The sequence below is a fragment of the Azospirillum sp. A26 genome (assembly GCF_042604635.1).
Classification (GTDB): Bacteria; Pseudomonadota; Alphaproteobacteria; order Azospirillales; family Azospirillaceae; genus Azospirillum; species Azospirillum palustre.
On sequence record NZ_CP170473.1, the window covers coordinates 291,465 to 311,135 of the forward strand.

The 19,671-nt window shown below is 68.7% G+C and carries 19 protein-coding genes; 16 read left to right on the top strand and 3 right to left on the bottom strand.

Translation table 11 applies throughout. From position 1 onward, the window contains the following. Positions 1–38 precede the first annotated feature (38 nt). Positions 39–1,421, top strand: a complete 1,383-nt coding sequence (locus tag ABNQ39_RS15895; protein WP_376961525.1) for an L-serine ammonia-lyase — start codon at positions 39–41, stop codon at positions 1,419–1,421. 53 nt (positions 1,422–1,474) lie between these two features. Continuing rightward, positions 1,475–2,224, top strand: coding sequence for a hypothetical protein (locus tag ABNQ39_RS15900; RefSeq protein WP_376961527.1), 750 nt, complete (start codon positions 1,475–1,477; stop codon positions 2,222–2,224). Between the two features lie 10 nt (positions 2,225–2,234). Here the strand turns inward: ABNQ39_RS15900 and ABNQ39_RS15905 are convergent, their stop codons facing one another. Then, entirely contained in the window at positions 2,235–2,879 is a 645-nt protein-coding gene (locus ABNQ39_RS15905; protein ID WP_376961529.1) for a response regulator transcription factor, read from the bottom strand. Then, positions 2,876–4,555 (bottom strand): ATP-binding protein, encoded by a 1,680-nt coding sequence (locus ABNQ39_RS15910; protein ID WP_376961531.1) that lies wholly within the window; start codon positions 4,553–4,555, stop codon positions 2,876–2,878. The genes ABNQ39_RS15905 and ABNQ39_RS15910 overlap by 4 nt, the downstream gene beginning before the upstream one ends. A 235-nt stretch (positions 4,556–4,790) precedes the next feature. On the opposite strand from ABNQ39_RS15910, the gene ABNQ39_RS15915 reads away from it, so the two are divergent. The 8 genes from ABNQ39_RS15915 (at position 4,791) to mnhG (ending at position 12,365) form a co-directional block, all read left to right on the top strand. Continuing rightward, a complete protein-coding gene (locus ABNQ39_RS15915; RefSeq protein WP_376961533.1) occupies positions 4,791–5,672 on the top strand; it encodes a universal stress protein in 882 nt (293 codons plus the stop codon). Between the two features lie 21 nt (positions 5,673–5,693). Continuing rightward, positions 5,694–6,191, top strand: coding sequence for a PTS sugar transporter subunit IIA (locus tag ABNQ39_RS15920; RefSeq protein ID WP_376961535.1), 498 nt, complete (start codon positions 5,694–5,696; stop codon positions 6,189–6,191). Positions 6,192–6,253: 62 nt separating this feature from the next. Beyond that, the gene (locus ABNQ39_RS15925) at positions 6,254–9,205 is read left to right on the top strand and encodes a monovalent cation/H+ antiporter subunit A (RefSeq protein WP_376961537.1); all 2,952 of its coding nucleotides are present in this window, start codon (positions 6,254–6,256) and stop codon (positions 9,203–9,205) included. Further along, positions 9,205–9,549, top strand: a complete 345-nt coding sequence (locus ABNQ39_RS15930; protein WP_098738499.1) for a Na+/H+ antiporter subunit C — start codon at positions 9,205–9,207, stop codon at positions 9,547–9,549. The genes ABNQ39_RS15925 and ABNQ39_RS15930 overlap by 1 nt, the downstream gene beginning before the upstream one ends. After that, complete coding sequence (locus tag ABNQ39_RS15935) at positions 9,546–11,174, top strand: monovalent cation/H+ antiporter subunit D (protein ID WP_376961539.1); 1,629 nt, start codon at positions 9,546–9,548, stop codon at positions 11,172–11,174. The genes ABNQ39_RS15930 and ABNQ39_RS15935 overlap by 4 nt, the downstream gene beginning before the upstream one ends. Further along, the gene (locus ABNQ39_RS15940) at positions 11,171–11,671 is read left to right on the top strand and encodes a Na+/H+ antiporter subunit E (protein WP_376961541.1); all 501 of its coding nucleotides are present in this window, start codon (positions 11,171–11,173) and stop codon (positions 11,669–11,671) included. Before ABNQ39_RS15935 ends, ABNQ39_RS15940 begins: the two co-directional genes overlap by 4 nt. Continuing rightward, a complete protein-coding gene (locus ABNQ39_RS15945; protein WP_193548453.1) occupies positions 11,668–11,949 on the top strand; it encodes a K+/H+ antiporter subunit F in 282 nt (93 codons plus the stop codon). Before ABNQ39_RS15940 ends, ABNQ39_RS15945 begins: the two co-directional genes overlap by 4 nt. Further along, entirely contained in the window at positions 11,946–12,365 is a 420-nt protein-coding gene (mnhG, locus tag ABNQ39_RS15950) for a monovalent cation/H(+) antiporter subunit G (protein ID WP_098738501.1), read from the top strand. The genes ABNQ39_RS15945 and mnhG overlap by 4 nt, the downstream gene beginning before the upstream one ends. A 20-nt stretch (positions 12,366–12,385) precedes the next feature. Here mnhG and ABNQ39_RS15955 read toward each other — a convergent pair whose 3' ends face one another. Next, entirely contained in the window at positions 12,386–13,114 is a 729-nt protein-coding gene (locus ABNQ39_RS15955) for a GntR family transcriptional regulator (protein ID WP_376961544.1), read from the bottom strand. Positions 13,115–13,337: 223 nt separating this feature from the next. Here ABNQ39_RS15955 and ABNQ39_RS15960 point away from each other — a divergent pair, with 223 nt between their 5' ends. The 6 genes from ABNQ39_RS15960 to hydA are packed head-to-tail and all read left to right on the top strand — an operon-like array spanning position 13,338 to position 19,655. Next, the gene (locus ABNQ39_RS15960; RefSeq protein ID WP_376961546.1) at positions 13,338–14,354 is read left to right on the top strand and encodes an ABC transporter substrate-binding protein; all 1,017 of its coding nucleotides are present in this window, start codon (positions 13,338–13,340) and stop codon (positions 14,352–14,354) included. A 52-nt stretch (positions 14,355–14,406) separates the two neighbouring features. Then, positions 14,407–15,228, top strand: a complete 822-nt coding sequence (locus tag ABNQ39_RS15965; RefSeq protein WP_376961548.1) for an ABC transporter permease — start codon at positions 14,407–14,409, stop codon at positions 15,226–15,228. Between the two features lie 4 nt (positions 15,229–15,232). After that, positions 15,233–16,066, top strand: coding sequence for an ABC transporter ATP-binding protein (locus ABNQ39_RS15970; protein WP_376961550.1), 834 nt, complete (start codon positions 15,233–15,235; stop codon positions 16,064–16,066). Further along, positions 16,063–17,397, top strand: coding sequence for an amidohydrolase family protein (locus ABNQ39_RS15975; protein ID WP_376961552.1), 1,335 nt, complete (start codon positions 16,063–16,065; stop codon positions 17,395–17,397). The genes ABNQ39_RS15970 and ABNQ39_RS15975 overlap by 4 nt, the downstream gene beginning before the upstream one ends. Positions 17,398–17,447: 50 nt before the next feature. Next, the gene (locus ABNQ39_RS15980; RefSeq protein WP_376961554.1) at positions 17,448–18,194 is read left to right on the top strand and encodes a maleate cis-trans isomerase family protein; all 747 of its coding nucleotides are present in this window, start codon (positions 17,448–17,450) and stop codon (positions 18,192–18,194) included. A gap of 24 nt (positions 18,195–18,218) precedes the next feature. After that, positions 18,219–19,655, top strand: coding sequence for a dihydropyrimidinase (gene hydA / locus ABNQ39_RS15985; protein WP_376961556.1), 1,437 nt, complete (start codon positions 18,219–18,221; stop codon positions 19,653–19,655). The last annotated feature ends 16 nt before the right edge of the window (positions 19,656–19,671 follow it).

The window sequence follows — 19,671 nt, forward strand, 5'->3', positions numbered from 1 at the left end:
CTGCTTAAGGCCAACTGTTTGACCTGACGAGGCGCGCGATGTTTCTCAGCGTTTTCGATGTGTTCAAGATCGGCATCGGCCCGTCGTCGTCGCACACGATGGGGCCGATGACCGCGGCGGTGCGGTTCCTCGACATGCTGCGGGCGTCGGCGGATGCCGCGCCCGCGGCGATCAAGGTCCGGCTGCACGGCTCGCTCGCCTTCACCGGCAAGGGGCATGCGACGGACCGGGCCGTCCTGCTCGGGCTTCTCGACTACCGGCCGGACAGCCTCAATGTCGATGAAGCCGAGGAACGGATCGCCGAGCTTTGGCGGACCCGAAGGCTGCACCCGGTCGGTTTGCCGGCTCTGGACTTCGATCCGGAAGCCGATCTGGTCTTCGACTTCGGGCCGCCGCTGCCCGGCCATGCCAACGGGCTGGTTTTCCAGGCGTTGGACCGGGCCGGCAAGGTGACGCTGTCGGAGATCTTCTATTCCATCGGCGGCGGTTTCGTCGTCACTGCGGCGGAACGGGAAGCTCCGCCGGCAGCGTTCGAGACCGAGTGCGTCGGTTGGCCCTACCCCTTCCACAACGCCGCGGCGATGCTGCGGATGGCGCGGGAGAGCGGTGAGTCCATCGCCGAGATGAAGCGCGCCAACGAGATCGTCGTCCGCTCCCCCGCCGAGGTGGACGAGAAGCTCGGCGCCGTCTGGGCGGCGATGAACGGCTGCATCGAGCGTGGCCTCAGCCTGGATGGCCAGCTGCCCGGCAGCCTGAAGGTCAAGCGGCGGGCCAAGGCCATCCATCAGCAGCTTCTGCGCGAGCGCGGAGCCAATTCGAGTCTGCCGCACGTCGCGTCCGACTGGCTTGCCATCTATGCGATGGCGGTCAATGAAGAGAATGCTGCCGGCGGCAGGGTGGTGACCGCGCCGACCAACGGGGCGGCCGGCGTCGTGCCGGCGGTGCTCCGCTATTACCTCGACCATTGTGCCGGGGCGGAGCCGGCGAAGGTCGCCGATTTCCTGCTGACCGCCGCAGCCATCGGTGGCCTGATCAAGCACAATGCCTCGATCTCCGGGGCGGAGGCCGGCTGCCAGGGCGAGGTCGGGTCGGCCGCCGCCATGGCCGCGGCGGGGTTGTGCGCCGTGCTGGGCGGAACGCCGGAGCAGGTGGAGAATGCGGCGGAAATCGCGCTGGAGCATCACCTCGGCATGACCTGCGACCCGGTCGCCGGTCTGGTCCAGGTGCCCTGCATCGAGCGCAACGCCATCGGCGCCACCAAGGCGGTGGCCGCGGCGTCCCTGGCGCTGCGCGGCGACGGCCAGCACTTCATGCCGCTCGACAACTGCATCCAGGCGATGCGGCAGACCGGCGAGGAAATGAGCACCAAGTTCAAGGAGACCAGCCTGGGCGGGCTGGCGGTCAATCTGCCGGAGTGCTGACGTTCTCCGCCGTCTTGCCGCCAATCTCTCCGGCATCAGCCGAGGTCGATCCCATGGGCAACGGCATCCGGATATTTGCCGCCTTGGATGATGATTTGGAGTCGGTGCTGGCCTGCGGCTGGCTGCTGTCGATGAATCCGGGCGTGACCGTCACGGCCGGTCCTCCGGACCGCGGGCCGGGTGCCGGACTGTGTGCACGCGGCTATATGGATCTTCATGTCCTCACGCAGGACCACGGTAACGACACGCTGATACGGACCGCTGCGCTCCAGGCCCGTCGCCTTGCCGCTCCGCTCCCCGGTGAGGGGGCGCTCCACCTGAGCCACGATCCTCCGGTCGGGAGGTTCGATCTGCTGTTGGCCGGCAGGCCGCAGCCCGGCAAGCCATCCTGTTGGAGCGCCGATGCGCAGCGGTTCGGTGCGGTTCTGGTGGCACCGCGAGAGACACCGTCCCACCTGGGCCGAAGCATCGCCATCCTGGCGGACGGAGCGCCCCGCGCGCTGAAATCCTTCGGCATCGCCCAACGGCTCTTCCCGGCCATCGCGTCGGTTCACCTGATCCTCGACGAGCGTGCCGCTCCGGGACGGGCGGACGAGTGGCTGCGGCAACTGGACTGCCGGTGTCCGGTCCGGCTTTCGACGGTGCGGCCGACCACCGATGCGCAGAGCGCCGCCAGTCTCGACGCCGGCGGCGACCTTCTGGTGGTGGAGCGGCCGGCGCGTTTCTGGACTTCCATCGGCTTCGAGTGGCGGTTGGCCGCGCTTCTCGACCGCACGCCTGGGGCCGTGCTGTTCACTCTTTGAAATCTGGCCTTCAGTCCAGCCGCTCGCCCAGCTTCATCCGCATCAGCGCCAGTTCCGGGGCGTTGCGGGCCTCCATCTTCTCCAGCACGCGGGCGCGGTGGGTTTCGACCGTGCGGATGCCGATGGCGAGGCGGCTGGCGATGGTTTTGTTGGGCAGGCCCTGGGCAACCATCTCCATCACCTCCAGTTCGCGCGGGCTGAGCAGGGCGAGGCGGCGACGGATTTCCCCGACCTCCGCATCGGCGCTGCGCGCGGCGAGGTCACGCGCGAACGCCTCCTGCACCCGCTCGATCAGCAGATCCTCGTCGAACGGCTTTTGCAGGAAATCCACCGCCCCGGCCCGGAAGGCCCGCACCGCGGCGGTAACGTCGCCATGGCCGGTGATGACGATCACCGGCAGGGTCAGGCCGCGCCGGATCATATCCTGCTGCAAATCCAGACCGTCCATGCCCGGCATGCGGATGTCGAGAATGGCGCAACCGGGCTGGTCGGGGGATGCCGTTTCCAGGAACTCGGCGGCCGACGCGCAGCAGCGTACGGTGATACCGGCCAGATCGAGGTGGAGTGCCAGCGCATCGCGCACGGCCTCGTCGTCGTCCACCACGAAAGCCACCGGGGTGGCTCCGGAGCCCGCGGCGGGCGTTTCGGTCGTCATGCGGGCTCTCCGTTCTTGCCCGCGGCATGGGCGGGAATGGTGAACTGGAACACGGTACCGCCAATGGCGCCGCCAATGGGGCCGCCAGTTGCGCCGCTTCTTGCGGTCAGGGTGCCGCCATGGCTCTCGACGATGGTGCGGACGATGGACAGCCCAAGCCCCATGCCGGTCGGCTTGGTGGTGACGAAGGGGGCGAACAGGTTGCGCTCCACCACTTCGGCAAGGCCGGGTCCGGTGTCGCGCACACCGATGGCGACGAAGCCGGGCTGCGCGGCAGGGCAGGCGAAGATCACGATGCGGCGCCGGGGGGCCTGGGCGGACGGACTGCCATCCGCGCCTTCGCCCATCGCTTCCGCGGCATTGCGGACGAGGTTGAGAATCGCCTGCTGCAATTGGACCGCATCGCCGTCAATCGTCGGCAGGGGGGCCGGAAGGGCAGGGTCGATTTCGGCGACGATCTCCACCGCATGGCGGCTGGCCAGCGGACCGGCCAGCGTCAGGCAATCCGCGATCAGCGTTGCGACCGGCAGCGGGGTGCGGTCGCTGGCGCCTTTGCGCACGAAATCGCGCAGGCTGCGGATGACCCGGTCCGCCCGCTCAGCCTGGGTGACGGTCTTGTCGAGTATCTCGGTCAGGCGGGGGGAGGCCCCTTCGAGCCGCGCGACCTTGCGGGCGGCGCGGGCATATCCCATCGTCGCCGCCAGCGGCTGGTTCAACTCATGGGCCAGCGCCGCCGTCATCTCGCCCGCCTCGATCAGGCGGGAGGCGTGGGCGAGGTCGGACTGCCGCACCCGCAGCCTGTCCTCCGCCCGGCGGCGCTCGCTGACCACGGCGCCCAGCAGCAGGATGGTGACGGCCAGAGTCAGCATCAGCAGCTGGAAATGCGCCATGCGGTCGGTGTCGACGCCGGTCGCCTGGATGGCGGCGATCAGCCCGGCCTGCGTGGCGACCGAAGCCACCACCGCGCCGACCAGCCCATGCCGCACGGCGATGCCGATGGCCGGCAGGAACAGCAGATAGAAATGCTCGTACTGCGAGGAGGCGAGCGGGCCGAAATCGAGCCACAGGGTGAAACCGATCAGCGCCCCCTGCGCCAGCGTCTCCGCCGCACCGCTCCAGGACCAGCGCAGGGCCGGCATCCGCCGGCCGATCAGCACCAGCGGCGTCAGAACGGCGATGCCGATGACTTCGCCCGTCCAATAGCGCAGCAGCACCTCCGGAAAGTTTGTCCACTCGAACAGCCCGGCCGCGGTGTGGATGGCGATGAAGCACAGTCCGATGGCCAGAACCGCCGCGGCACTGCCGCCCAGCAGCAGAACGATGTCGCGCAGCCGGGACAGCCCCGGATCGATTGCACGGCGCAGCAGCCATCCTGCAACCCCATAGCCTATGGCGACGACGCCGTTCGCCAGGAACGGCGCCCACAGCGTCACGGGCAGAAGCGTTATGGGCAGATCGCGGACGACGAGGTCGGCGGCGGTCAGGGCCAGCCAGACCAGGGGCACGGCGCGGACGCCGAACAGCACCGACACCCCCATCATCAGCCCGGCCGGCGGGTTCCACGGCGTGATGTTGATGGACGAAACCGCATGAATGAAGCTGATCCAATCCAGGAACAGGTGGACGGCCAGATAGGCCGGAACCAACATCCATTTGCGGCGGACAATCTGCGACATGGGGCGATGGTAGCGCCAACCCGCTCCGACTGCATCAGGGGAAATCGCCGGGCCCGTATTACTGCGGAGATCCTGCGGGATCGGGCGCAGCCCCTTCGGGTCCGTATTTCCCGGCATGGACAGACTGCCGCCGACTTCCGATCTTTGAGAAGTTGCCTGCGGAGCGATTTCCGGCAGGCAGCCGACCGCACCGGAACAAAAGGACCGGAGACCTCAAGAAACCGGAACCGTCACGATGGCAAGCCTCAAGCGCATTCTGCTGGCAACCGACCTGGAGCCGAAATCGGACCGCGCCCTGGAGCGCGCCGTTCAGCTCGCCCACCGGTTCGATGCGGAGCTGACGGCGCTGCATGTCGTCGACGGCAACGGCGGCCGCTATGGCTGCCTGCCGCTGCACCATGTGGAAGGCGAGTTGCAGCGCCACATCCTGGCCGCAAGCGGCGGGGCCGGCATCCGGGCACAGGCGGTCGCAGTGCGCGGCGACGCGGTGGAGCACCGGGTCGCCGGCTATGCCGGCCTGTGGCGTCCCGACCTTCTCGTGGTGGGCCTGCACCAGCGCGACCGGGTGGCGGACCTGTTCCTGGCCTCCACCGTCGAGCGCATCGCGATTGCCGACGGAACGCCGATGCTGATCGTGCGCGACAAGCCGCTCCAGCCCTATCTGCGGGCGCTGGTGCCTGTCGATTTTTCCGAACGGTCGCGCTCATCGGTGGAATCGGCGCGCCTGCTGATGGCGGAGGGATGCATCCACCTGCTGCATGTCGCCGATCTGCCGGACGCGTCGGCACTGGACAAGGCACAGGTCGAGCACGATTTCCGGACCGTGCTCGGCCCCCAGGGGGAAGGAGCGCCGGGTGGGCCGCCGGGTGAGATGGAGGTGGAGACGATCCTGTTGACCGGCTCTCCGGGACAGCGGATCGTCGGTCTGGCCCGGCAGGGGCGGTACGATCTGGTTGCGATGGGCTCGGCCCGGCGCAGCGGTGTTGCCCGTGTCCTGCTGGGCAGCACGTCGTCCGAGGTGATCGACGTGCTGCCCTGCGACGTGCTGATCGGTGGCGTGGGTATGGGAATGGGCTCCGGCTGGTCCCCGGCGCCCGCACCCACACTTTGCCCCTGATGGGCCTGAATGGAGAACCGGATGACCATCACTGACCATTTTTCCGCGTCCAGCGTGATCCTCGATGCCGCGCCCGGCAACAAGGCGGCGCTGCTCGACCAGTTGGCGGCCGAGGCCGCCGCCCGCAGCGGGCGTCCGGCGCCTGAGATCCTGGAGGCCTTGCAGGCGCGGGAGAAGATCGGCTCCACCGCGCTCGGCAGGGGCGTGGCGCTTCCCCACACGGAGCTTGCCGATCTTGCGGCCCCGGTCGTCCTGTTCGCCCGTCTCCAGCGCGCGGTCGATTTCGACGCGCGCGACGACGAGCCGGTCGATCTGGTCTTCCTGGCGCTCTGGCCGGCATCGAACCGCAAGGGGCTGCTGGCGTCCATGGCGGAAATCTGCGGGGCGCTGCGCGATCCGCAGTCGCTGCGCCGGCTGCGCGGTGCCAAGACCGCCGACGACGCGGCCCAGATCGTCATCCAGGCCGTTGCCCAGGATGAGGACGACCGGGACTGCAACGACGCCTCCCCCGGCTTCTGACGCCGTCCATCGCCGCCGTTCCAGCGTGCCTTCAGTCTGCCGCCAGTCTGCCGTAGGATTTCATGCCCGACGCACTCCCGCTCCTGATCGCCATCGCCTTGCCCTTCGCCGGCGCGGTCGCCGCCGGACTGCTGCCCACCCATGCGCGCAACGCCGCGGCATGGCTGGCCGGCGGCGTGGCGCTGCTCGGGCTGGCGATGGTGTGGGCGGCCTACCCGACGGTTTCGGCCGGCGGCGTGCTCCGCTTCACCGCCGGATGGATGCCGTCGCTGGGGCTCGACTTCTCCTTGCGGATGGACGGCTTCGCCTGGCTTTTCGCCGGGCTGGTGTTCGGGGTCGGCGTGCTGGTGGTGGTCTACGCCCGCTATTACATGGCGGCCGAGGATCCGGTGCCGCGCTTTTTCGCCTTCCTGCTCGCCTTCATGGGGTCGATGACGGGGGTGGTGCTGTCGGGTAACCTGATCCAGCTCGCCTTCTTCTGGGAACTGACCAGCCTCTTCTCCTTCCTGCTGATCGGCTACTGGCACCACACCGCCGCCGCGCGCGACGGTGCTCGCATGGCGCTGACGGTCACCGCGACCGGCGGCCTCTGCCTGTTCGCCGGCGTGCTGATCCTCGGCCACATCGTCGGCAGCTACGATCTCGACGCCGTGCTGACGGCCGGCGACCGCATCCGGGCGCATTCGCTCTACCTGCCGGCCCTGGTGCTGATCCTGCTCGGCGCCCTGACCAAGAGCGCGCAGTTCCCCTTCCATTTCTGGCTGCCGCACGCCATGGCGGCGCCGACCCCGGTGTCGGCCTACCTGCATTCGGCGACGCTGGTGAAGGCGGGCGTCTTCCTGATGGCGCGGCTGTGGCCGGTGCTGGCGGGGACCGAGGCGTGGTTCTGGATCGTCGGGTCGGCCGGTCTCGCCACCCTGCTGCTCGGCGCCTATGTCGCCATCTTCCAGCATGACCTGAAGGGGCTGCTGGCCTATTCGACGATCAGCCATCTCGGCCTGATCACCCTGCTGCTCGGCCTGAACAGCGAGCTGGCGATGGTGGCGGCGATCTTCCACGTCATCAACCACGCCACCTTCAAAGCGTCGCTGTTCATGGCCGCCGGCATCATCGACCACGAGACGGGGACGCGCGACATCCGGCGCCTGTCGGGGCTGAATCGTTTCATGCCCTTCACCGCCCGCCTTGCCCTGATCGCCGCCGGCGCCATGGCGGGCGTGCCGCTGCTGAACGGCTTCCTGTCGAAGGAGATGTTCTTCGCCGAGGCGCTCTCCGCCAAGGACCCGCTTCCGGTTTTCTTCGACATTCTGCCGGTCGCCGCGATGGTGGCCAGCGCCTTCAGCGTCGCCTATTCGCTGCGCTTCATCCACGGCACCTTCTTCGGGCCGGACCCGGTGGACCTGCCGCACAAGCCGCACGAGCCGCCGGCCTGGATGCGTTTCCCGGTCGAGGTGCTGGTGCTGGCCTGCATCGTCATCGGCATCCTGCCCGCCGCCACCGTCGGCCCCTATCTCGACATGGCCGCCCGCGCCGCCCTGGGCGCGGCGACGCCGGAATACAGCCTCGCGGTCTGGCACGGCTTCAACCTGCCGCTGGTGATGAGCATGGCCGCCTTCGCCGCCGGGCTGATCCTCTACCGGCTGCTGCAAAGCCATCTAGCCAAGGGCATCGAGGGGCCACCGCTGATCCGCAGCCTGGAAGGGCGGCGCATGTTCGAGCGGACGATGGTCTTCCTGTCCTGGCGGCTGGCCCGCACCGCCGAGGGGGTGCTCGGCACCCGCCGCCTGCAGCCGCAGCTGCGGCTGGTGGTGGCCGCCGCGGTGCTGGCCGCCGGCTGGACGGTGTGGACCCGCGGAGTGGGGCCGGGCAATCTGGTGCCGTCCGGCATCGACCCGGTGCTGGCGCTGATCTGGCTGCTGGGGGCCGCCTGCGCCCTGGGTGCGGCTTGGCAGGCGAAGTTCCACCGGCTGGCGGCGCTGATCCTGCTCGGCGGCACCGGGCTGGTCGTCTGCGTCACCTTCGTCTGGTTCTCCGCCCCCGACCTCGCGCTGACCCAGCTGCTGGTGGAGGTGGTCACCACCATCCTGCTGCTGCTGGGCCTGCGCTGGCTGCCCAAGCGGATGGACGGCGCCGGCAGCCGCGGGTCGGAGGCGGTCACGCTGACCCGCCGCCTGCGCGACCTCGGCATCGCCACCGCCGCCGGGGCCGGCATGGCCGGGCTGGCCTTCGGGGTGATGACGCGCTTCCCGCCGGAACTGCTGGCCCGCCATTTCCTGGAGCTGGCCTACAGCGAGGGTGGCGGCACCAACGTCGTCAACGTCATCCTGGTCGATTTCCGCGGCTTCGATACCATGGGCGAGATCGCCGTGCTGGGGGTGGTGGCGATGACCGCCTACGCGCTGCTGCGCCGCTTCCGCCCGGCGTCGGACAGTGTGGACGTTCCCGAACAGCAGCGCGACCAGAGCGCCTTCGACGCCTCGCGGCCCGACCGCAAGGACGGCGACACCGTGGCCGACTGGCTGTTCATCCCGTCGCTGATCGCCCGCCTGCTGTTCCCGGTGATCCTGCTGGTGGCGCTGTTCCTGTTGCTGCGCGGCCATGACCTGCCGGGCGGCGGTTTCGCCGCGGGCCTGACCGTCGCCATCGCCATGATCCTGCAATACATGTTCGGCGGCACCCAGTGGGTCGAGGCGCGGCTGCGCGTGCTGCCGATGCGCTGGATGGGCATCGGCCTGCTGCTGGCCGCCGGCACCGGGCTCGGCGCCTGGATGTTCGACCGGCCGTTCCTGACCAGCTATTTCGCCTATTCGCAGACTCCGGTGCTGGGCAAGGTCCCGGTGGCGAGCGCCCTGCTGTTCGACATCGGCGTCTTCGCCTTGGTGGTCGGCGCCACCATCCTGATCCTGATCGCGCTGGCCCGCCAATCGCTGCGCGGCCACCGTGCCGCCGCCCCCCGTCCACCGGAGGTTCCGGCGGTGCCCGAACCGGTGCCTACCGCTGTAGGAGACGATTGATGGAACTGATCCTTTCGCTCGGCATCGGCGTGCTGACCGGCTCCGGCGTGTGGCTGCTGCTGCGGCCCCGCACCTTCCAGGTGATCGTCGGCCTGTCGCTGCTCTCCTATGCCGTCAACCTGTTCATCTTCTCCACCGGCGGCCTGCGCACGGGTGCTGCGCCGATCTTGGAGGGCGGCCGGGCCGGCACGCTCGCCATGCATGCCGATCCGGTGCCGCAGGCGCTGGTGCTGACCGCCATCGTCATCGGCTTCGCCACCACCGCCCTGTTCCTCGTCGTGCTGCTCGCCGCCCGCGGCCTGACCGGGACCGACCATGTCGACGGAAAGGAGAGCGGCCGGTGAGCGGCTGGATGGACCATCTGACGATTGCCCCCATCGTCGTGCCCCTGCTGGCCGGGGCGGTGATGATGCTGATCGACGAGCGGCAGCGCACGCTGAAGGCCGTGATCGGCATGGCGTCGGCGCTGATGCTGCTGGGGCTGGCGATCCTGGCCCTGACCATCGCCGATTCAGGGGCGGGTGTCGTCCGCGTCTACCGGCTCGGCAACTGGCCGGCGAATTTCGGCATCGTGCTGGTGCTGGACCGCTTCGCCGCCCTGATGCTGGTGCTGACCGGGATTCTGGGTGTGGCCGCCCTGACCTTCTCGCTGCCGCGCTGGCAGAAGGCGGGGGCGCATTTCCACCCGCTGTTCCAGTTCCAGCTGATGGGGCTGAACGGCGCCTTCCTGACCGGCGACCTGTTCAACCTGTTCGTCTTCTTCGAGATCATGCTGGCGGCCTCCTACGGCCTCGCTCTGCATGGCTCCGGGCTGGCGCGGGTGCGGGCGGGGCTGCATTACGTCGCGATCAACCTGTCGGCGTCGCTGCTGTTCCTGATCGGCGTCAGCATGATCTACGGCGTTTCCGGCACCCTCAACATGGCCGATCTCGCCGGCCGGGTCGCTGGGCTGGCTGCCGAGGATCGCGGGCTGCTGGAAGCCGGTGCGGCGATCCTGGGTCTCGCCTTCCTGATCAAGGCGGGGATGTGGCCGCTGGGCTTCTGGCTGCCCAACACCTATTCCACCCTGGGCTCGGCCTCGGCCGCCATCGTCTCGATCCTCAGCAAGGTCGGCATCTATGCTGTGCTGCGGCTGTGGCTGCTGGTGTTCGGCGAGGGGGCGGGGGCGTCGAGCGGCTTCGGCGGCACGGTCCTGCTGATCGGCGGCTTGCTGACCATCGGCTTCGGCTGCATCGCCGTGCTGGCGACGCAGAACATGGCGCGGCTTGCCGGCGCCACCGTGCTGGTGTCGTCCGGCACCCTGCTGGCGGCCATCGGCGCCGGCCAGATGGCGGTGACCGGCGGAGTGCTGTTCTATCTGACCAGCTCCGTGATGGCGGTCGCCGGCTTCTTCCTGCTGATCGAGCTGGTGGAGCGCGGCCGGGGTGTCGGCGCCGACGTGCTGGCGGTGACCCGCGAGGCCTTCGGTGAGGGCGACGACGAGGATGCCGACGACGGCGGGGGTGGCGGCGGGGCCGGTGTGCCCATTCCGGCGACGATGGCGATCCTCGGCATCGGCTTCATGTCCAGCGCGCTCCTGCTGGCCGGCCTGCCGCCGCTGTCGGGATTCCTCGCCAAATTCGCCATCCTGTCGCCGCTGCTGGCGGCCGGGCCGGAGGTTCCCGTCACCACCTGGATCCTGCTGGCGGCGCTGGTGCTGTCGGGGCTGGCGACGGTGGTGGCGATGACGCGGGTGGGCATCGACGCCTTCTGGGCCTCGCCGGCCGCCGAGGTGCCGCGGGTGCGGGTGGCCGAGATCGCGCCCGTCCTGCTGTTGCTCGCCCTCAATCTGGCGCTGACCATCCAGGCCGGACCGGCCATGCGCTACATGGAGGACACCGCGCGCGCGCTCCATGCGCCGCAGGACTACAACGGTGCCGTGCTGTCCGGCATTCCGACGGCGGGCCCGACGGCCGGAGGTGCCCGATGAGACGGCTGATGAGGCTGCTGCTGCCCTATCCCATGATGACGGCGACGCTGCTGGGGGTGTGGCTGCTGCTGAACGAGAGCGTGGCCCCCGGCACCATCATCCTGGGCAGCGTTCTTTCGCTGGGGACGGCCGCGACGCTGGGCGTGCTCGATCTGCCGGGCGGACGCTTCCGCCGTCCGCAGGCCGCGCTGTCGCTGCTGGGTGTGGTGCTGGTGGATATCCTGCGCTCCAACTGGGCGGTCGCGAAGATCATCCTGCGGCCGGGCGTCGGCGGCCGGGTGTCGGGCTTCGTGCGCATCCCGCTCGATCTGCGGGCGCCCTACGGGCTGGCGACGCTCGCCTGCATCGTCACCGCCACCCCCGGCACGGTGTGGGTCGCCTATGACCGGCGGCGGAACACCATCCTCCTGCACATCCTCGATCTGGTGGACGAGCAGGAGTGGATCGACACCATCAAGGGCCGCTACGAGACACGGTTGATGGAGCTGTTCGAATGATCCTGACCCTGCTGATGGGGACGATCTTCCTCACCCAGATCATGCTGGTGGTCGCGATGGCCTTCGCGACCGTCCGGGTGCTGCGGGGACCGCGGGCACAGGACCGGGTGCTGGGGCTGGACACCCTCTACGTCACGGCGACCATGCTGCTGCTGACCTTCGGCATCCGCAACGGCAGCATCCTCTATTTCGAGGCGGCTCTGATCATCGCCCTGCTCGGCTTCGTGTCGACGGCGGCGCTGGCGAAGTTCCTGATGCGCGGCGAGGTCATCGAATGAACAACCATCTGGCCGATCTCCCCGCCTGGGCCGCCATTCCCGCCGCCCTGCTGCTGCTGGCCGGTGCGGTGCTGACCCTGATCGGAACCGTCGGGCTGCTGCGGTTCGGCAGCTTCTACCAGCGGGTCCACGCGCCGACGCTGGGCTCGACCCTGGGCATCGGCTGCATCCTGCTGGCCTCGATGCTGGTCTTCTCCGTCCTGGAGTCCAGGGCGATCCTGCACGAGGTGCTGATCACCGCCCTGATGGTGGTCACCACCCCGATCACCCTGATGCTGCTGGCCCGCGCCGCCCTCTACCGCGACCGCAGCGAGGGAAGCGACGAGGTGCCGCCGCCGCCCTCCGGCCAGGACGCGCGCGCCTCCGGAACCGCACCGCAGTCTCAGCCAGGTCCGGGCGGTGGGCAGGACGTGTGATACGGCTTACAGGGACTGGTTCACACTGATTCTGCCTGCCATCCCGCACCAGCCGGAATGGCTGCGCCGGGACCGTTCAGCGCAGCGAGGACGGCATCGGCGGTTTTGCGGCTGTGGGCGGCCAGGAGACCGCCGGCCGCCGCCGCGTTGCGCTGCCGGACTGCGGCCATGAAGCCGTCATGTTCGTTCAGCGAGTGCCGCCAGCGCTCCTCATCGTAGTTGGCCAGCGACCGCGCCCGGAGAATCTTGGAGGCGAAGCCGGCGTAGGTGGCGTCCAGGGACGGGTTGCGCGCCATCGTGACGATCCGGGCGTGGATTTGCCGGTTGGTCAGGAAATAGGCCGGGCGGTCGCCGGCATCGAACTGGGCGTGAAGCTGGTCGTGGAGCCGGTCGAGTTCGGCGAATTCCTCGACCGTACCCCGCCGGCAGGCAAGGTCGCCCGCCAGCGCCTCCAGCGCCTCCATCACTTCGAAGACGGCGGCGATCTCCTTGGGGTCGATCGGCGTCACCACGGCGCCGCGGTGAGGACGAAGCTCCACCAGCCCCTCCGCCGCCAGGACGCGCAGCGCTTCCCGCAAAGGCGTGCGCGAGACCCCCAGCTGTTCGCACAGCTGGACCTCCGGCACGCGGCTGCCCGGCCGCAATTCGCCGGACAGGATCATCGCGCGCAGCTCCGCGACGGCACCATGGTGCAGCGTTTCACGGCGGATCGGCCCGGCGGGGAACTTGGCGGTCTTCACAATGTCCATGGTCGATCCGGCGATGTCCATAATGCTGAATGATTGTGCAGCCATGCGCAAACGATGCCATGCGCTTAAAAATAGGGCAAGAGAGTCGAGGTGCGCACTTGGCTTTCAAAAACTTATATATCATTGATATAAAAAGATAAATCCAAAATCACCATATTGTATACAATCTGGCACGCGGCTTGCGACAGAGGGAATATCGCAATCGCATCAGGGAATCCTGCTCATGTCGCTTCGATCCTTCACGCTTGGCGCCGTCACCGGCGCGGTCCTCGCCCTGTCCGCGGCCGCCGCGACCGCCCAGGCCGCCGACATGGAGGCGGTGAAGCTGGGCTTCGCCAAATGCGCCCACTGCCTGCCGATGGCGCTGACGCCCGATCTGGCGAAGGGCGTGAAGATCGAGGCCATCAACTTCAACTCCGGCAATGACGTGCTGACGGCTCTGGTGTCCAAGAGCATCGACGTGGCGCAGGTCACTTACCTCCATTACATCACCGCCCTCGACAAGGGCTTCGACGTGGTGGCGATCTCCGGTCAGGTGAATGGCGGATCGGAGATCCTGACCGCCAAGGGGATCGAGCTGAAGCCGGACGACTGGGCCGGGCTGAAGGCGCTGATCGCCGACCGCAAGGCAAAGGGCGAACCGCTGCGCGTCGCCGCCTCGCGCGGGAACGCGCAGGACATCCACATGCGCGGCGCCTTCCTGAAGAATGGGATCGACGCCAACAAGGACGTGCAGTTCGTCAACATCCCGAACCCGTCCGACCATGCCGCCGCCCTTCAGCGCGGGGAGGTCGATGTGATCTGCACGGTGGAGCCCTTCGCCTCGCAGATCCGCAGCAGCGGGACCGGCCGGCACTTCACGCTTCCCTACGATCAGGCCGCCGGCAACCTGACCAACCTGATCGTCACCCGCTCCGACGTGATCAAGGAGCATCCCAAGGCGGTCGAGGCCACCGTCGCGTCCGTCGTGGCGCTGGTCGACAAGTTGAAGGCCGACCGGGGCGCCTGGGTCGACACCATCAACAAATACACCGGCATGGACAAGACTGTCGCCGCGGAGGCGCTGAAGAACGCCTCGCCCGACTATGCCATGCACAAGGACAGCACGCTCGCCATCGCCGCGATGATGCGCGACCTGAAATACATCAGCCATGACGTCTCCGCCGCGGCCGAGAAGAACCTCGACTACAGCTTCCTGGAAACCGTCACGGCCAAGCCGAAGACCGAGTTGGGCTTCTGATCGGCTGCCGGCTGCATCCGGCCAGGTGTTTCATGGGACAGGAGTCCGGTTCATGACGGCGATAGGAAAAATCTGGGAGCGGTTCGCCTGGGAAAGGGCGGTCGTTCCCCTCGTCATCCTCGTGGCCTGGGAGGCCGTGTCGCGGTCCGGCCTTCTGCCCGCGGCGCTGCTGCCGCCGCCGACGGTGGTTCTGCATGCATGGGGCGACTGGGTCTTCGGCTTCGACGAGACCGCCCAGGCCAACAGCGGGCGCTGGTTTGCCGACGCGCTGTCCAGCGCCGTGCGGGTTGCCGCCGGCTATGCCATCGCGGCGGCCAGTGGCATCCTGTTGGGCATCGCCATCGGCTGGTGGCGGTGGGTCGAGCGGACGGTGGAGCCGACGATCCAGATGCTGCGCCCGGTTCCGCCGGTGTCCTGGATTCCGGTGGCGATCATCTGGTTCGGCATCGCCAACAAGCCGGCCATTTTCCTGGTCTTCCTCGGCGCCTTCTTCCCCATCCTGATGAACACCATCCACGGGGTGAAGACGGCCGACCGCAACCTGATCCGCGCCGCCGCGATGATGGGCGCCACCGAGCAGCAGCTTCTGCGCCATGTGGTGTTCCCGGCGGCCCTGCCCAGCATCTTCGCCGGCCTGCGCATCGGCATCGGCGCCGCCTGGATGCTGACCGTCACCGCCGAGATGGTCGCGGTCAAGAGCGGCCTCGGGTACGTGCTGTGGGACAGTTACTATTTCTTGCGCTACGACCTCGTGCTCGCCGCCATGGCCAGCATCGGCCTGCTCGGCTACGCGACCGACGGCCTGATCAAGCTCCTGATGTCCATGGCGCTGCACTGGCAGCACGGATCCACCCTGCAAAGCCGGGAGGGCTGACGCCATGGCCTCCATCGAGCTGAAGAACATCACCAAGATCTTCCGCGATGCCAAGCGCAAGCGCGACCTGCTGGCCATCGACGATGTCAGCCTGTCGGTGGAACCCAACCAGTTCCTCTGCCTGCTGGGCTCGTCGGGCTGCGGCAAGTCCACGCTGCTGAACATGATCGCCGGCTTCGAGAAGCCGACCGGCGGCAGCGTGACGGTCGGTGGCAAGCCGGTGGACGGGCCGGGCGCCGACCGCGGCATGGTCTTCCAGCAGGCCAACCTGATGCCCTGGCTGCCGGTGTGGGAGAATGTCGCCTTCCATCTGCGGCTGAAGGGCTGGCGCAAGGCCGACCGCCGGGCCGCCGCGCAGGAATACATCGACATGGTGGGCCTGCGCGGTTTCGAGAACCATTTTCCGGCCGAACTGTCGGGCGGCATGAGCCAGCGCGTCGGCATCGCCCGCGCCCTGCTGCTGAACCCGCAGGTCATCCTGATGGACGAGCCCTTCGCGGCGCTGGATGCCCAGACCAAGATGGACATGCAGGAGGAGCTGGTCGCCATCTGGCAGAAGCAGCGCTGCACCATCGTCTTCGTCACCCACAGCGTCGACGAGGCGCTGGTGCTGGGCACCCAGGTCGCCGTCCTGACCAGCCGGCCGGGCCGGGTGCGCGAACTGATCGACCTCGACCTGCCGCGCCCGCGCGACATCACCAGCCAGCAGTTCAACGACCACAAGCGCCACATCCTGAACCTGATCCGCGAGGAAGGGATGCAGCAGCGCAAGGAGGCGGCGAAGCCGGAACCGGTGCCGGACGCCGCTGCGGCCGGCCGTCAGGGCGCTGCGGCATGAACCCCGCTCCCCTCGATCTGTTGCTGACCGGCGTCACCGCCATCACCGGCGATCCGGCGCTGGGCATCGTGGAAGACGCCGCCATCGGCATCCGTGATGGCCGGATCGCCCATCTGGCCCCGGTCTCCGCCGGGCTGCCAGCGGCGGAGCGCACGCTGCACCGTCCCGGCCGGCTGGTGACGCCGAGCTTCGTCAACGCCCATCTGCATGCGGTGCTGGTGATGGTCCGCGGCGTCGCCGCCGATCTCGGCTTCGCCCCGTCCTACACCCCCGGCGTGCCCAAGGGCACCGACGCAACGCCGGAGGAGGCGCGGGCGCTGGCCCGGCTCGGCGTGGCGGAGGCGCTGCTGTCCGGCTCCACCCTGGTCTGCGACCATTTCGTCCACGCCGAAGCGACGCTGGAGGCGGTGGCCGAGCTGGGGCTGCGAGTCCATGCCGGCTGGCGGGTGCATGACGTGGATTTCGCCCGCGTGCCGCAGGGGGAATGGCGCTTCGACGCCGGCATCGGCGAGGATCTGCTGCGCCGGACGCTCGACCTGCACGACCGCTGGCACGGGGCGCTGGATGGGCGCATCGCGGTGCAGATGGCCGCCCATGCGCCGGACACCTGCTCCCCCGGCTTCCTGCGGACGCTTGCCGCCGAGGCATCGACCCGCGGGATGCGCGTCAACACCCATCTGGCGCAGAGCCGGGTCGAGGTGGAGCGCGTCCGTGCCTCCACCGGCCTTTCTCCCGCGGCCCTGCTGGACGAGGTGGGGATGCTGAACGAGCGGCTTCTCGCCACCCATTGCCTCTATGTCGATGACGACGACATCGCGCGGCTGGCCCGTGCCGGCGCCCATGCGGTGCATGTGCCCAAATGCAACGCCGCCTCCGGCAGGCTGGCGCCGACCCCGGCCCTGAAGGCGGCGGGGGTCAATCTGGCGCTGTGCACCGACACCCAGCATGGCGACATGGTGGAGACGATGCGCTGGGCGCTCGCCACCGCCCGCATCGGCCAGGGCGGCGTCACCGCCGACTGGCAGCCGGCCGACGTCTTCCACATGGCGACCCTGGGCGGGGCGGAGGCCGTCGGCATGGCCGACCGCATCGGCACGCTCACCGTCGGCAAATGCGCCGATCTGGTGGTGTTCGACAGCCGCCGTCCGCATCTGCGCCCGCAGACCAACCCGCTCGGCACGCTGGTCCACACCGGTCAGGGCCGCGACGTGGAAATGGTGATGGTCGACGGCGATGTTCTGGTCGAGGACGGCCGCCTGCTGCGCGCCGATCTGGAGCGGATCTGCATCGAGGCCGACGAGGCCGCCCGCGCGCTGTGGGCGCGGGCCTGAACCCCAAAAACCCTGAAAACAAGAAACGCCTGAAGCGATAAGGACCGAACATGACCACGCCCGACCTGACCAAGCGCGTCCTTCTGGGGATGCTGACCCCGTCCTCCAACACGGTCCTTGAGCCGGTGACCTCCGCCATGCTGAGTGGGCTGCCGGAGGTGTCGGCCCATTTCGGCCGCTTCACCGTCAAGGAGATCTCGCTGCGCGCCGCAGCGCTCGACCAGTTCACCGACGCGCCCTTCCTCGACGCAGCCCGCCTGCTGGCCGACGCCAAGCTGAACGTGATCGGCTGGAACGGCACCTCGGCGGGCTGGCTCGGCTTCGATGCCGACGAGCGGCTGTGCAGCACCATCGCGGCGGAGACCGGCATCCCAGCCTGCACCTCCATGCTGGCGCTGAACGAGATTCTGGAGACGACCGGCCGCAAGCGCTTCGCCATCGTCAGCCCCTATCTCGACGAGATTCAGGAGCGGATGGTCGCCAACTACAACGCCGCCGGCTTCGATGTGGTGGCGGAGCGCCATCTGAACGACCGCGGCAACTTCTCCTTCTCCGAGATCACCGAGGAGCGGATCGAGCGGATGTGCGCCGAGGTGGCGGAGGCCAAGCCCGACGCGATTGCCATCATCTGCACCAACATGCGCGGCGCCCCGGTGGCGGAGCGGGTGGAGAAGGCGCTGGGCATCCCCGTCTACGACACCGTGTCCACCGTGGTGTGGAAGGCGCTGCGCATGACCGGCGTCGACACCCGCCGGGTCGAGGGCTGGGGCAGCCTGTTCCGGGAACTGCACGGCTGACCGCATAATCGGGGGGAGGGGAGCATGGAGTTCGATCTGGTCATCCGCAACGGCACGGTCGCCACCGCGTCGGATGTGTTCAAGGCCGATGTCGGCGTGCGCGGCGGGACCATCGCCGCGCTCGGCGCCGGTCTCGCCCCCGGAGCCGAGGAGATCGACGCCGCCGGGCTGCTGGTCCTGCCGGGTGGCGTCGACGGCCATGTCCATTTCGACCAGCCGACCGGCGACGGATCGGTGATGGCCGACGATTTCCTGACCGGCACCCGCTCCGCCGCCTTCGGCGGCACCACAACGGTGCTGCCCTTCGCCTGCCAGGAAAAGGGCCGGTCGCTGCGCGATGCGGTGGACGACTATCACCGGCGGGCCACCGGCAAGCCGGTGATCGACTATGCCTTCCACCTGATCGTCACCGATCCGACCAAGCAGGTGCTGGGCCAGGAACTGCCGGCGCTGATCCGCGAGGGCTACACCTCCTTCAAGATCTACATGACCTACGATGCGCTGAAGCTGAACGACCGTCAGATTCTGGAGGTTCTCGACATTGCCCGCAGCGAGGGCGCCATGGTGATGATGCATGCGGAGAATGCCGAATGCATCGCCTGGCTGACCGAAAAGCTGGAGCGCGCCGGGCAGACGGCACCCTTCTTCCACGGCGTCTCCCGCCCGCGCGTGGCGGAGCGTGAGGCCACCCACCGGGCCATTTCGCTCGCCGAACTGGTGGATGTGCCGATCCTGATCGTCCATGTCTCCGGCGCCGACGCGGTGGAACAGATCCGCTGGGCCCAGGGGCGCGGCCTGCGGATCTATGCCGAGACCTGCCCGCAATATCTGTTCCTGACCGGCGACGATCTGGGCGGGGAGGGGTTCGATGGCGCGAAGTGCATCTGCTCCCCGCCGCCGCGCGATGCCGCCAATCAGGCCGTCATCTGGGATGGGCTGACCGGCGGGACCTTCCAGGTCTTTTCGTCGGACCATGCGCCGTTCCATTTCGACGGACCGGGCGGCAAGAAAATCCATGGCGAACAGGCGCCCTTCCGCTGCGTGCCCAACGGCATTCCGGGAGTGGAGACGCGCCTGCCGCTGCTGTTCTCCGCCGGTGTGATGACCGGGCGGATGGAACTGACCAAATTCGTCGAGCTGACCGCCACCAACCCCGCCCGCATGTACGGGCTGCATCCGCGCAAGGGCACCATCGCGGTTGGGGCGGATGCCGACATCGCCCTGTGGGATCCGAACCGCCGGGTCACGGTCACGAACGCCATGCTGCACCACAATGTGGACTACACCCCCTATGAGGGGATGGAGGTCACGGGCTGGCCGGTGGCGACGATCTCGCGCGGGGCGGTGGTGTGCCGTGACGGTGCGCTTCTGGCGGAGCCCGGCCGCGGCGAGTTCCTGCCCTGCGGCCTGCCGGCGCCCGCCCGTCCCAAAAGCGCCCCGGCGCCGGTCCTGCCGTTCTGATTTACTCCCTCTCCCC